Source organism: Candidatus Woesearchaeota archaeon, from assembly GCA_021735165.1.
GTDB lineage: Archaea > Nanobdellota > Nanobdellia > Woesearchaeales > 21-14-0-10-32-9 > JAIPET01.
Window position 1 is genome coordinate 1 of the sequence record JAIPHP010000029.1, and the last position, 13474, is coordinate 13474.

16 protein-coding genes and 1 pseudogene are annotated in these 13474 nt (G+C 31.3%); 6 read left to right on the forward strand and 11 right to left on the reverse strand.

The annotated features are described in order from the left end of the window. Positions 1-98: 98 nt before the first annotated feature. From K9L97_05940 to K9L97_05960, 5 genes are all read right to left on the reverse strand, one after another. Complete coding sequence (locus tag K9L97_05940; protein ID MCF7872545.1) at positions 99-2201, reverse strand: hypothetical protein; 2103 nt, start codon at positions 2199-2201, stop codon at positions 99-101. A gap of 20 nt (positions 2202-2221) precedes the next feature. Beyond that, positions 2222-3319 carry a hypothetical protein gene (locus K9L97_05945; protein ID MCF7872546.1) on the reverse strand — a complete coding sequence of 366 codons (1098 nt, stop codon included), beginning with the start codon at positions 3317-3319 and terminating at the stop codon, positions 2222-2224. A gap of 84 nt (positions 3320-3403) precedes the next feature. Further along, a complete protein-coding gene (locus tag K9L97_05950; GenBank protein MCF7872547.1) occupies positions 3404-4174 on the reverse strand; it encodes an ABC transporter ATP-binding protein in 771 nt (256 codons plus the stop codon). Continuing rightward, positions 4171-4872, reverse strand: a complete 702-nt coding sequence (locus K9L97_05955; GenBank protein MCF7872548.1) for a hypothetical protein — start codon at positions 4870-4872, stop codon at positions 4171-4173. The genes K9L97_05950 and K9L97_05955 overlap by 4 nt, the downstream gene beginning before the upstream one ends. Positions 4873-4909: 37 nt before the next feature. Next, on the reverse strand, positions 4910-5266 hold the full coding sequence (locus K9L97_05960; GenBank protein ID MCF7872549.1) for a hypothetical protein: 357 nt from the start codon (positions 5264-5266) through the stop codon (positions 4910-4912). 106 nt (positions 5267-5372) lie between these two features. On the opposite strand from K9L97_05960, the gene tgt reads away from it, so the two are divergent. Beyond that, entirely contained in the window at positions 5373-6515 is a 1143-nt protein-coding gene (tgt, locus tag K9L97_05965; GenBank protein MCF7872550.1) for a tRNA guanosine(34) transglycosylase Tgt, read from the forward strand. On the opposite strand, the gene K9L97_05970 is transcribed toward tgt, so the two are convergent. From K9L97_05970 to K9L97_05980, 3 genes are all read right to left on the reverse strand, one after another. After that, positions 6505-7071, reverse strand: a complete 567-nt coding sequence (locus K9L97_05970; protein ID MCF7872551.1) for a hypothetical protein — start codon at positions 7069-7071, stop codon at positions 6505-6507. The genes tgt and K9L97_05970 overlap by 11 nt on opposite strands. After that, entirely contained in the window at positions 7031-7369 is a 339-nt protein-coding gene (locus tag K9L97_05975) for a hypothetical protein (GenBank protein ID MCF7872552.1), read from the reverse strand. Before K9L97_05975 ends, K9L97_05970 begins: the two co-directional genes overlap by 41 nt. A 164-nt stretch (positions 7370-7533) precedes the next feature. Beyond that, positions 7534-8034 carry a hypothetical protein gene (locus K9L97_05980; protein MCF7872553.1) on the reverse strand — a complete coding sequence of 167 codons (501 nt, stop codon included), beginning with the start codon at positions 8032-8034 and terminating at the stop codon, positions 7534-7536. 112 nt (positions 8035-8146) lie between these two features. On the opposite strand from K9L97_05980, the gene K9L97_05985 reads away from it, so the two are divergent. Further along, a complete protein-coding gene (locus K9L97_05985; protein ID MCF7872554.1) occupies positions 8147-8740 on the forward strand; it encodes a hypothetical protein in 594 nt (197 codons plus the stop codon). Between the two features lie 136 nt (positions 8741-8876). Here the strand turns inward: K9L97_05985 and K9L97_05990 are convergent, their stop codons facing one another. Together K9L97_05990 and K9L97_05995 are read right to left on the reverse strand one after the other, a co-directional pair. After that, positions 8877-9365, reverse strand: coding sequence for a hypothetical protein (locus K9L97_05990; GenBank protein ID MCF7872555.1), 489 nt, complete (start codon positions 9363-9365; stop codon positions 8877-8879). Between the two features lie 48 nt (positions 9366-9413). Then, positions 9414-9920: pseudogene (locus K9L97_05995) on the reverse strand (metal-dependent hydrolase). 232 nt (positions 9921-10152) lie between these two features. Here K9L97_05995 and K9L97_06000 point away from each other — a divergent pair. The 3 genes from K9L97_06000 (at position 10153) to K9L97_06010 (ending at position 12073) form a co-directional block, all read left to right on the forward strand. Then, positions 10153-10734 carry a hypothetical protein gene (locus K9L97_06000; GenBank protein ID MCF7872556.1) on the forward strand — a complete coding sequence of 194 codons (582 nt, stop codon included), beginning with the start codon at positions 10153-10155 and terminating at the stop codon, positions 10732-10734. Between the two features lie 62 nt (positions 10735-10796). Beyond that, a complete protein-coding gene (locus K9L97_06005) occupies positions 10797-11402 on the forward strand; it encodes a hypothetical protein (protein ID MCF7872557.1) in 606 nt (201 codons plus the stop codon). Between the two features lie 8 nt (positions 11403-11410). Beyond that, positions 11411-12073: a hypothetical protein gene (locus K9L97_06010; GenBank protein MCF7872558.1), complete on the forward strand. Its 663-nt coding sequence runs from the start codon at positions 11411-11413 to the stop codon at positions 12071-12073. Positions 12074-12150: 77 nt separating this feature from the next. Here the strand turns inward: K9L97_06010 and K9L97_06015 are convergent, their stop codons facing one another. Further along, positions 12151-12846: a hypothetical protein gene (locus K9L97_06015; GenBank protein MCF7872559.1), complete on the reverse strand. Its 696-nt coding sequence runs from the start codon at positions 12844-12846 to the stop codon at positions 12151-12153. 174 nt (positions 12847-13020) lie between these two features. Between K9L97_06015 and K9L97_06020 the strand changes: the two genes are divergently transcribed. Continuing rightward, positions 13021-13474: hypothetical protein (locus K9L97_06020; GenBank protein ID MCF7872560.1), on the forward strand; the 454-nt coding region annotated here is incomplete at its 3' end.

Consider the following 13474-nt stretch of genomic DNA (forward strand, 5'->3'; position numbering starts at 1 on the left):
CTGCACTAACAAGAAAAGGAATGATAGAAAAACTAAGAATAAAAACTAACAAAACAACTGAAACTTTTCTTTTTTTATAAATTCTATTCAATTTCATGTTAACTCCAATCATTATAATAATCAAAAATGTATGGATCTTTACAATATTCTTCTCTATTAAGCAAATTGCACTGCTGCACTTCTTTTAAAGTGTACTTACCATACCCTTTAGAAGGATTTCCGGATTCTTCAACATTTCTTTGTAACAAGTATTGATAATAAGGATCTACATTTCTGTTAAAATAGACTTTTGAAAGAACATCCTCTGCGTCTTTATTCTTTAAATCTATTCTATTTAATTTCTGCTTATAATGAAAATCTTCTGATGGCGAGCTACTTGTTTTATAACACTCTAAATCACTAATATCTGAAATTTGAGCATAAGTTTCAAAAATATCAGCTTTATAATTTAAATAATTCATGGCTAAAATTCCAACTTTATCATCTACCGGATTCAAACCAATAACTTGCTCTGAAAAGTCTTGAGGCGTTGGAAGTGACTCTCTACCATCTGCTCTATTACTATAAAAAAATTCAGCGACAGATACGGGAGTTTGAATTTTCTTAAGGTAACTGACATCAACAAGTCTCATTGAATAATATGGATCCCCATAAAAATCTATAGAACCGTTCCCGTAGAAATCCCCTTCTATAAACGCACAATTAGCGCCATTATATAACGAATCATACTCGAAAGCAATCCAATGACCTTTTGGATTAGAAGCATCTAAAGGATATAATGAATCACCTTCATAATTAGGACCTAAAATAGAAATTATTTTCCATTCTACAGGGTGATGAGTATATGAAAAAGATTTTCTCCAAGCTTCACCCTCAACACCTTCTTGATATCGTCTATATTTATAACTTTGAGTTTGACCTTTGTGTTCTCTTAAAATACTACCAGGAACATCAGGACTGCCATAGACAAATCTAGTACCATCTGGATTTGTAAAAATCCATTGGTCTATATATCTTTGATAACTTCTTGTATTGCATATTCCGGCATCTAATTCATTCCCATTTAAAGAATCTGAACAAGAATCTGATAAATCAGAGGAGAATTCAACTTTTAACTCTTCAAAACCACCGAGATTTTTCAAATAAAACTTCACCCTATTTTCAATTTTCGAAGTAGTCGGATCAGAAATACCTAATGTGTCAGGCCTAAAATTTGATCCCGAAGACATATCCGCATTGAAATTTACAGGTATTAATTCTCCACTAACAGGACCTGATACTGCGTAAGTATCAGGGCTTTGACCATCTAAAATAATAGGAGGTTCATGAATTAATCTTTCGGAATCATAATCCGCATAAAAAAATCCACTTCTTTTCTGCGTTTTTCTATAATTCTTACTAAACCCACCGGAAGACCATTCAGTTTTAGTGTTGGCAGATAATGAAACAATAGCCATATAACCTGCTTTTACTGTTTGAAAGGGTTTTACATAACCATCTACAAAGTCAGCAATATGAGCTAAAGCAGCAACAGTTCCTGCAAATTCTCTAATGCTTGATGTTAAAGTCATGCTAAGATAGTTCATAAGAACATCTCCTAAAGTGCTTTTAAATGCATCTATAGGGTTTAAATTATTCATTGACATAACAATAGCATTAGCCATTGCACTAACCAAAGTTGATTCTATAGCTGCTACAACTATGCTCCAGCCAGCACCGCTACCACTCCCGAAACTTACAAAACTTATGATTGCCGCAAAAATTATGGATATGATCACAGTTGCATAAACCTCCCAAAAAGATCTACTGTCATCGAAGGTTTCTATGTTAGCATCATAATGAGTACTAAATACTTCGTCATCTAAATAAGCTCCTCCAACTCGTGCATCCAAATCATCAGGAATATTTTTAACAGTTCTAGTCACACTTCCAGAATCCAAAGACCAACCTAAACCTACCCATGTAGAAGGTTGTCCCACTTTTACGCCGCCTCCAGAAATATAAGATAAATAAACTTCATAACTTTCAGAATTAACAGAAGGAATTTTCATTATAGGAATTGATGCAGTTAAATCACCGGTTGCAGGAACAACAGAAACAGAAGCTTCATTAGATGCATAACATAAACTTGGAACAAACAATAATGAGAGTGATAAATAAAATAAAAAATAACCCAGTGTTTTTAATTTCAACGAACTCAAGTTTTTATTTTTTTTCATTGTTATTCCACCATATTCATGCTTATACCGACAAGTTTTCTATATTTTATTATTGGTCCGGGAATTGAAATGGTTGATGTGATTGTTTTGGTCACACTAGGAATCGAAACTGAATTTGGATTGTTTGGTTCATAGGCAGGATAAAAAACTGCATCTCCATCACCTTTACCATACGAGGTTACATGATACGTGTCATCATCACCCATATAACCCCCTATTTTTCTTGTGTTAGTGTTACCATTATACATGTTGCTAAAAGTAGCACTATCATCTTTAGCAATACGTACATAAAGTCTTCTGTTGCCAGATATAACTCTATCTGTACGGACTAAATTAAGCTCTTTAACTCTTCTTTCAACCAAATCACCTTCAATATCTTCGTCGTAATAAATATACCCATTTGATTCTGTAGTGATTTCTGTTTGAATGGTTTCTTTAGTATAGGTTTGGCTTTCAACATCTTCGTATTCTTTTGTCACAAGTAATTTTTGTAATTTTGGTTTTTTAAAATCATCATCTTTTTCACTCAGAATTTTGGAAGCAATAAGCTTAGATAAATCAAATATTGCTTTAACTTCACCAAATGAAGGAGCTCTTGCTAGACGATAACTTTGTCTCCAAGCGCTTGGTATTGTGCCCGATCCTGAAGCGCTTGCACTTTCAGTACCAGATTGAAGCTCTGAAATTTCCAAATCCGGATTCACATCAGTTTCAGGAATGCTTCTAAAAGGATTGTTTTGCATGTATACATAAGGATTGAGCATCTGAGAATTACTAAATGAGACTTGAGAAGAGACTGGTTGAACATATCTTGCAATAGTTGGATCATAAAAACCATAACTAAGTGTTTCTTTGTAGTGCAAAGCACTTTTATATCCTAAATCAAACATAGTATTAAGAAGTGCAATTCCAAATGGAGAAAAATCATTTACATAAACGACTGAACCTTCTTTGTCAAATTTAGATCGTGCACTTTTAAGAAAATCTAATTGGTAAAAAGAATTTTCCTGTACACCATTTATTTCTTTCATTTCTGATATTAATTGATTGTTCATTCTAACGTATAATGTTTCTTCTAAAGCACTTACTTTTTGCGGCATGAAAACTATACAAATCAAGAGTGTTAAAAAAACAAATCTGATCCCTGCCCCAAAAAGTAATTTAAACAATTTCATGAATAGTAATTAGCCCCCATCTTCATTTATAAATTTTTTTATAAATTCTTCGAGAGAAACATCTTGTTTAATGGCAAAATACTCTTTTCCATCAATAATTTTTTTTTCTTTTGAAATATGTTTTCTTAGATCATAATCTAAGTTGGAAAGAAATCTCATAAATATTTGTTTTTCTTTTTTTACTAATTCACAAATAAATTCTCCATTCTTCATTGTGACAATAAAAAAATCTAACTCATTTATTAAATCAAAATCATGCGTTGCGATTATAAAATTTTGTTCAGAATACCTTTTTTTAATTTCCTCAATAAAAACTTTTTTGTATTTAGCATCAAGACCATTTGTAGGTTCATCAAAGAGCATATACTTATCATGCATAAAAGTCGCAGCTAACAATACTCGTTTAGTTTCTCCATGAGATAATTTTCCAAAATTTTTATGTAATAAATGTTCGCAGTCAAACTTTTTTGAAAGTGCATTTTTATCTAAACTTTTTTGTTCTTTTTCAGTTAATTCGTTCATCAGATTAAAAAAGTCTTTTACATATATATCTTTAGCAACAAGAGCATCTTGAGGAAAAAAACCAATAGGTTTTTCATCTATGTTCACAACACCAGAATATTTTTTTATAATTCCTAATAAAATTTTTAGAAGCGTTGATTTTCCAGAACCATTATTTCCAACAATTAAATAATTAGTGCCCTGTTTAATTTCATAATTAATATTTTTTAAGACACTATTTTTGCCATACTTTTTTGAAAGATTAGAAATTTTTATCATAATTCCCTCCTATTAAAAATCCAAATGCCTAAAAAAACAAAAACTGTCGCAGTGACAAGCATAATCAAAGATTTAATCAAAACTGCTCCTAAACTTAATTCTAATATGTTAGGTGTAGATCCAAATATAAGAAAAGAAGAGAAAAAATCTAAACTTGAAAGCCACATCATAAAAACAAATCCGACAATAGTTAACAAGAGGTTCAGTTTTCTAGATTTAGTTATGACATCAAATATAAGATAAAACGCAACAATAGCAGACGAATAAAATAAAATAAAAATTGTTGATTTCAAAAGACCTAGTAAAAAATTCCCTGATAATCTATCAAATGAAAATCCTAACAAAATTAATATGACTAGAAATAAAGCTACAAAAATAGAAACAAGTTCAGAAAAATATTTGGCTAAAAAAATTTTCCATCTAGCAATCTTATTAGAAAGAAATCTAAAAAAACCTGCTTCATTATCTACAGATAAACTCCCATTTACAGCAAAAAGCAAAATAAAAGGAAGAAAAAATACTGATGCAAAATAAAAAATCACTATTCGTACATCGCCAACAGAATTCTCAATCAGATCATAAACATTTTTCTGATCAGTGACTAACTTAGATTGAACTGCTCCGGCAAGCAACATTAAAACAACAAAAAACAAAGTAAAAAAACCAAATGGTATTAGAAAACTTTTATTTTTCCACATCCTTTTAATGTCAAATTTTATTAAAATAAACAATTAATCACCTTTTACTAAAAATTTTAAACAAATAATAGCTCAAAGCTAAAAGTAAAACAACTATTATTGGCAGAATATAATTCAAAAAAGAAGAATCCTCTTTTTCATTAGGAGGAATAGTAACGCTCAAATTCTTTTTTTCTTCATCTTGGGAGGATTCCTTAATTAAGTTTTCGCAATTAATCTTTTCATTTTCTGTTAAACCTTCGCAAGCACTAACGTTTTTTGTAGTCTGAGCAAGAATCATCTTACATCTGATGTTGTTCCCGCAATCAGTTTCAGATTGTGCAAAAACAAATGCAGAAAACAAAATAACTAGTAATGACAACAACAAAACCGAGAAAACACTATTAATTTTCAACTTAATCCCACCCTAAAGACAAACGCGAAGTTTTAATACTTAAATCTTTCTATTTTGCTCTATTCTAATCAAAAACAATATAATACTTATGCAGATTCTAAATTACATGTCTCATTTTAAAATAACACACAAATCAGGAAATGCAAGAATAGGGGTATTAAAAACTAAGTCCGGAGAAATAGAAACTCCTTTTTTTATGCCAGTAGTTACAAAAGCGACAGGAAAATACATAACAACAGACGACTACAAAAATTTAGGCGTTGATTGCAAGGCACGAGCAGTAATTTGCAACAGTCTTTTATTAAGTTTAAGGCCCGGACTCTCCGTTATGCAAAAAACAGGAGGAATACATAAATTTATGAATTTTTCAGGAGTGGTTTTTACGGATTGTGGTGGTTTTCAAGCATCATCCTCTTTTTTTGAGCTAAAAAGCAAGAAAGGAATACATTTTAGAAGTCCTTATGATAAGAAAAAAATTATTCTAACTCCAAAACTTGCAATGAAGAATCAATGGGAAATAGACTCAGATGTAGCAATGATGCTTGATGATATGACGCCTTATGGCATAACTGAAAAAGAAGCAAGAATTGCAATGGAAAATACTCATAAGTGGGGATTGCAAAGTTTGGAAGAACATAAAAGATTACGTTTAGAAAGTAGCCTTTCAAATAGTGATAAAAGACAATTATTATTTGGAATAGCGCAAGGCAATTTTTATTCTGGTTTAAGAGAGGAAAGCGCAAAATTTCTCTCTCAATATGATTTTGACGGCTTTGCAATAGGAGGCGTAGCAATAGGAGAACCTTCAAAAGATATGTACGAAGCAGTAGAATCATCAATTCCATTTCTACCAGAAGACAAGCCAAGATATGTAATGGGCCTTGGTAGCCCAATAGACATTTTAGAAATGATAGGAAAAGGAGTGGATTGTTTTGATTCAATATATCCAACACAGAATGCTCGTCATAGCAGCATATTCACAAAAAACGGCAAGATATACTTAGATAAGGGAAGATACGCAGAAGCTTTTGAACCAATAGAAAAAGATTGCAAATGCCATACTTGTCAAAATTATACGAAAGCATACATACAACATTTAACGAAAATAGGAGAACCTGCAGCTCATAGGTTAAAAAGCATTCACAACCAATATTTCTTGCAAAAACTAATTGAAAAAGCAAAGCAAGCAATAAAAGAAGGCAAATATCAACTATTTTTAGAAAATTTCAAGAAAGAATTTACTCGATAACTTCTAAAAATTTGGAAATTACAAACTTTACCTTATACTCTTTTAGCTTTTTTATGAATATATTTTCAAATTCGGGAGGTAATTCTAGAACACTAGGAGCGATTATGGCTCCTCCGTATTTTTTTAACAGTCCATACTTATTGCCTCGGCCACTCAACAAATAATTAAATCTTATCTTCTCTTTTTTTTCTAGATGTTTCAGCTCATAAATTATTCTTATTTTAGGGCTTAGGTTAAACTTTTCAGCAAAATTATTTTGTGAAATAAGACTTTTACCATATACAAGAATTGCTTCTTTTGCAAAATTTCCTTTATCAAAAAAAGAATGCATATCAAAAGATTTTACATGTACTGCCAAATCAATTTTTTTCTCTATCTGAAATTTTATCTTTTGAGCTTCTTTTAATTGGTTATCTAAAGGAATATTGTTGAAAATCACAGCTATATCTATATCGTTAGGATTTGAGTTTTCGAATACCGATGAGCCAAACTGAACAATATCAAGAACTTCAGCATCATAGTTTAGTTTTAGTTTTTTTAGCCATAGTTTGTACATCTTTTTTTATTACCTCCGCTAAATCTTTACTCATAATTTGAACATAACTATCTTGATAAAATGGAAAGTCTTTGTCTAATAATAAATAAACAGAATGAAACTTATTTTTTGTTATTTGAAACCTATCATTATGAGAAGAGGGAGTTCTTCCTGTTTTTTGAAAAACAAATAAGTCTGATAAAGCAACTAATGCTTTAAAGAATAAAACAACTGCAGAATTGTTTCTTCCTTTTTCAAATGCTTCTTTACCCATTTCGTAATATTCTTTAGCTGTTTTTTCTAAAATATCTTTTTTCATACCACATAAGAAAATTAAACTAATTTATATATTTTTTCTTATTAGGTAAGAAAAAACCAGCAAATAAAAAGAATTTTCTTACTAAGTAAGAAAACAAAATGTGGGTGGGAGAAGGCAAATATCAACTATTTTTAGAAAATTTCAAGAAAGAATTTAGCTAGTAATTAGACAGTAATTCCGCAATCCGTCGAACAAGAAGCTAATGTTTCTCCAAATTCGCTCTCACAAATATTGTTTCCACATTTTGTTTTTGGAGTAGATAAATCAATTACAATATCCCCTGTATGGCTTAAAGTCAAAGGAGCTTTAGTATCATACTTGTTTGCAAATTTTAAAGTGCCTAATTTATTATAAACAACCCATGTAGGCGAATCAGTTCCAGAACCTCCAAAAATTAATTTTGATGAACTTGAAGTGCCCGAATCGTACTTCATAAGAATTCCAGAATAAACATCAATCACTTGTTTAAACCAAACACCAATATCAAAATTAATATCGAGTGCGCCTGATGCAGCTTCTACACTATCAGTATAAAGAAATTCATGATAACCTTCATCACAAGCAACATCTTTTATTCCAGCTTCGCACTCTTGAGCATTAACTACTTGAATAAAAAGTAAGAATACAAAAAACAACAACATGAGTTTACCGCTAATAACTTTCATTAATTAAACACCAATAATTTCAGTTTATATATTTTTCCATTAAAATTTTTTATTTGTAGATAGTAAAAGAAAACAATTAAATTTAAATACCTAATTGATGAATTTTTATCTGATGGTATATCAAAACAAAAAAATACTCGTGGGAATAGCACTTACAATAATATTTTTAACAATATTCATATTGACTAATCAAATATTACGCATGCCCCCAAATAATGAAACAACAACTGATGAACTGAGAGATGGAGACTTAAATAATACAATACGAACACAAGACGATAAGAGAAACGCACTAAATTTTGAAAGAGCAATAGAATACAATAACAATTATTACTGTCAATTTATATCTGTTGAAGAACTCAAAAACGAATGTTATGACAGAGTAAGCGATTACGAAGAACCAATAGTAGATGAAAGAACAGCACAACAAAAAAAAGATGATTTAAATTACGAAAGAGCAATAGAATACCAACTAAGAACATATTGCAATTACATTCTAAATGAAGAATTGAAACAAAAATGCATAAGTGAAACGCCAGAACCCGAAACACAGAACACAGAGATTGAAACGCAAAACACAGAACCACAACCCAGTCCTAGAGACCAATTAAATTACGAAAGAGCAATAGAATACCAAGAACCAAATTATTGTAACTACATAAGAAACATAGAGCTGCAAACAAAATGTAAAGAAGAGGTACAATAAAATGTCAGAATTGCTTCTAAACATAATAAACAAAGTATCACTAATACTAGCAACACTCTCGGCAATCTACGTACTATATGAATATTATAAACACATAAAAACAAACAAAAAAACAAAACACACAAAATAACTCTAACTAAATTAAAACAGAAAGACTTACTATTTCAAAATCAAACAAATTCTTAAAATCAGAACTTTTAATTTTAACAGAATCATTATGTGTGCCCGCACTAAAAAATATATATTCATTATCTAAAATAGAAACATCCAAAAAACTTTTCAACCCAAAAAAAGGACCTATTGGTGGAACACTGCCAATAACACAACCCGTCAAATCTAAAACTTCTTCGGGGGACGCCAAAGAAACACTTTTAAAACCAAAAACCTTCCTAAAAGACTTAAAATCAATCTTTCTATGCCCGGAAACAACGTATTGCACGAACTCATAAACTCCTGACTTATTTTTACACTTTAAAACAATAGCCTTGGCTGCCTGCTCAACACTATTGCCTCTAACAAGAGCAGCATCCTTACTAGAATGAACATGATCATGAGTTAAATGAACAAAATCAACATCTCTTTCTTTTAAAAAATTCAAAATACTAATTAAAACATCTTTTCCCATAATTGAATAACAAAACAAAGACATATAAAAAATTAACCAAAAAATGAGTCAAAATAATAAAACAGAAGAAAAATGAACAAGCACAAACAAAAAGAAAACTCTATCAACTTTAGCAACTATTAATTTAGAATAAACTTTGTTCCATTCTAGGCCTGGTTTACCCGCAGTTTTCTTAGCAAAAAAATTAAACCACTTTGTACTAAAAGGATAAAACAACATAACTCCTTCATTACAAAAAAGAACATCCATAAGCAAATGAACGAATATTGCACTAGTAGCAATAATAAAAAAAGGTTCACCAGTAAAAACTGCTAAAGGAATCAAAGGTGTGTAAACAATAGGATAATGACTAGGTAAGCTATGATGGTTATCAGGAATCTTATAAGAACCTTTTACAACCTTTTGATAAACATAATCTGCAACATAATCAAAATCAGGAAAAACACTGAAAAAAATCAACAATAAATTATATTCTAAAGGGATATTAAAACCGAATAACCATGCAAAAATGTTAGCTGCAAAATACGGGTATGAAATATGGGATAATATATGCATACATCATAAGGAAAAATAATCATTTAAATTATTTTTGGAAAAAGAGCGAAAAAATCAGAAAAACTACTAAAATACTAAAAAATAAGGTACGCTCAGCAGTTACTCGTTATAATCATTCCAAAAGGGTCATCGGGTGTTCACCTCATCATCGCGTAATAAAAAGTAAACATCTCAAATTAATAAACCTTCCCAAAACAAAAGTTTTATAAAGAAAAAAATTGGATAAATATAAATGGCAACATCTGCACTAGGCAACTCAATAGAATTCATGCAAAGGCTAGGCGTGTTTGACACAGTCTTACCATTCTTACTAGTATTTGTGCTAGTATTCGCATTCTTAGAAAAAACTAAAGTGTTCGGCATTGAAGACTACAGAAGCGATGATGGAAAAATGTTCAAAATGACTCGAAAAAACCTGAATGCGATGATGGCATTCGTAATAGGTTTCTTCGTCGTAGCAAGCAGCCAATTAGTGGCATTAATAAGCGAAATAACTTCAAAAATAGTTTTGGTGCTAGTTCTGATAGTTATGTTCATGATGACTGTAGGCGTTATGTATAAAGAAGAAGAAAAAGGATTCGAATTATCAGATAAATGGAAATCTTTATTTGCAGTAATATCATTTATAGCAATAGCACTAATATTTTTAGATTCACTAGGATGGTTAACAAGCATATTTAATTTCCTAGAAAATGTTTGGGGAAGTGAAGCAACAGCATCACTAATATTAATCGCATTGGTTATAGGAATTGTGATGTATGCAACCAAAGACAATAAACCAGCAGTTAAAAAGGAGACAAAAACAGACAGTTAAAAACCCCGAAAAACAACAAAAGATATAAATACATAAATAAAATAATAATAAAAGGTGAAATCATGGCGTACTGGAATTTAGGAGGACTTCTCGGAATATCAACAATGGATCTACTGCAAGATCTTTTGCTACCCTTCGCACTAATATTTACAATAATATTTGCAACACTGCAAAAAACAAAAATACTAGGCACAGAAGATGATGGAAAAACACCAAAAAAGAACTTTAACGTAATATTAAGCCTTGTAATGTCATTAGCAGTAGTAATACCTCATCTGACCAATTCATATCCTTGGAGCTGGGACGTAGTTAACATAATAAATCAATTCATACCAAGAGTTGCGCTACTAGCCGTAGTAATAATAATGTTGCTATTAATATTAGGATTAGCAGGAAAACCTGCAGACTTCACAAAAGAAGGACTAGGCGGAGGATTCACGCTATTTGGAATAATAATGATAATAATTTTGTTTCTAACAAGCACAGATGTATTGAACAGAACATATTTGCCGCGTTGGCTCTATTTCCTGTACGATGCACAGTTCCAGTCCCTTATAGTGGTACTAATAGTCTTTGGAATAATAATAAGTTACATAACAAAAGACGACTCAAAGAAAAAAGACTCAGGAATGAAAGACGTCCTGAAAGAATGGAACGCATTCAAGTGAGGAATTAAATGGCAGGAGTCATAGATCTAGGCGTATTGGGATACTTTAGCGTAATATTTGCATTTCTATTAATATTTGTAATAATGTATGGTCTGCTTTCCTGGTTTAAACCCTTCGGAGAAGGACAAAACGGAATATATGCAATAATAGCTATGGCATTTGCGATACTAAGCGTAGTAAACCAAAACATCTTGCGAATGATATATTTTATGACTCCTTGGTTTTTCATATTGATATTCATAGGATTCATAGTGATGTTTGGACTGATGATCTTTGGATGGGATATGAAAACAATAGCTGGTAGAACAACATCAACAAATTTTAAAACATATGCAATAATAATTGTAGTGGTGGTCGTAGTATTTGCGATAGGAACTGGATTTGGGCAAGAAACGCTACAAGAAGGACAAGGCCAAACAGCAAATCAAGACAACACACAAAACACAGACACTCAGCCACAAACGACGCCAGAAATAAACACAGATCCTGCTCAATTACCTTCAATAGCAAATAACAATCCAAGCACAGGAACTCCTGAAGGAACCGCAACAGAAAATTTTGGAACTAATGTGCTAAACACATTTGTGAATCCTCAAGTATTGGGATTAATTCTAATAATGTTAATAGGCGCATTTGCAATGTTTCTAATAACCAAAACAAATATAGATTAAATTTACCAAGTTGTTCACTAAATTTTCTAAAAAAAACAAATTCACTAAAAAATTAAATAAAAAATGATTTAAAACAACTATTTCTTAGAAGTTTTATTTGATCTAAATTCTTTAGCAATTTTACTTAATTCAGAAACGTTCTCAGTAAAAACAGGCAGTACTTTAGAAAAAACTTTTTCCATAGCCTTAACCTCAGCACCAACATTACTCAAATTTTTATCATAATCATCAATTTTACCAAGAATCGCATTGTGAATCTTATCAAACTCTGATTTAAGACTGTCAAATTTCTGCTCTAAACCCGTAATTTTAATATTCATAGAGTTTTTCCATTCTACAACTTTATTGATGTCTTTCATTAACTCATTCCACTTCTCATCAATAATTGCCTCAACGAGCTCTTCATTGGAAACATCGCCTTGAGAATAATCTCCTGATGGTGGAGGCATCATGCCTGAATTACTAGGTGGAGGGGACATATTGTGTTGAAAATTGTCATCAGAACCCGAAAACCCGAAATTTTCTTGAGATGGAACGCTCTGCGTAGAAATGTTTTGAGAATAATCTCTGTTCTGCGATTGCTGAAAACCGGAAGGACTAGCAGAGGCCATATCTGCTTGATTTAAAGCATCAAAAATATCGCCTGAAGGATAACCATCCCTTTGCAAAGTCTGAATTATCTGATTATTATCTAGCCCTTGAGCCCTCATAGACTTAACTTTGTCAATAGGAAGATTTTGACTAAATCCTGGATTAGCACCAAAAATTGGCATATACATTCACCTCTCAACAACCATATTTATCTTGCTATTTAAAAACATTTTCCTATTTCAAGCTCATTGTGTTAAATCGTAATTCTTTTACAATCAAAAATAAATTCATAGTCACTTTCGAGTGGTATAAAATCGTAAAGTATTTAAAGTCTGTTCAATGATCTGTTAAAGACTATGAAGAAAAAGAGTTTCTTTAGGAAAGGACTGGAAAAAGTAATCTTGACAGCATCAGGATTATTGTTGTTAAATAGCATAAATACTGCTCAAACTACTAATTTAACGTTTTCTGGCGAAGTAAAGACTAAAACTGAAATGGAGAGGCCTTTGCAAGTACCAATAAACATAGAACAATTAGTCAGCGGAAACTGGGAATCAAGAACTAATACGACAAGCAACGAACAAGGACAATACGAAATAAGCACTATTGTAACAGGCATGAAAGAACACCAAGCATTAGCGCCTATGAATTACATAACTTTAGATAACAAGGGTTTTTTGTCTGCAACAGACAACACACAACTAACACACGCCGTGTACACAGTACCTTTAATGCAAGAAATACTAAAAGAACAAATAAATCTAAAGCAAGGCGACAACGATTTGCCAAAAAACAATTTTCACGGATTAG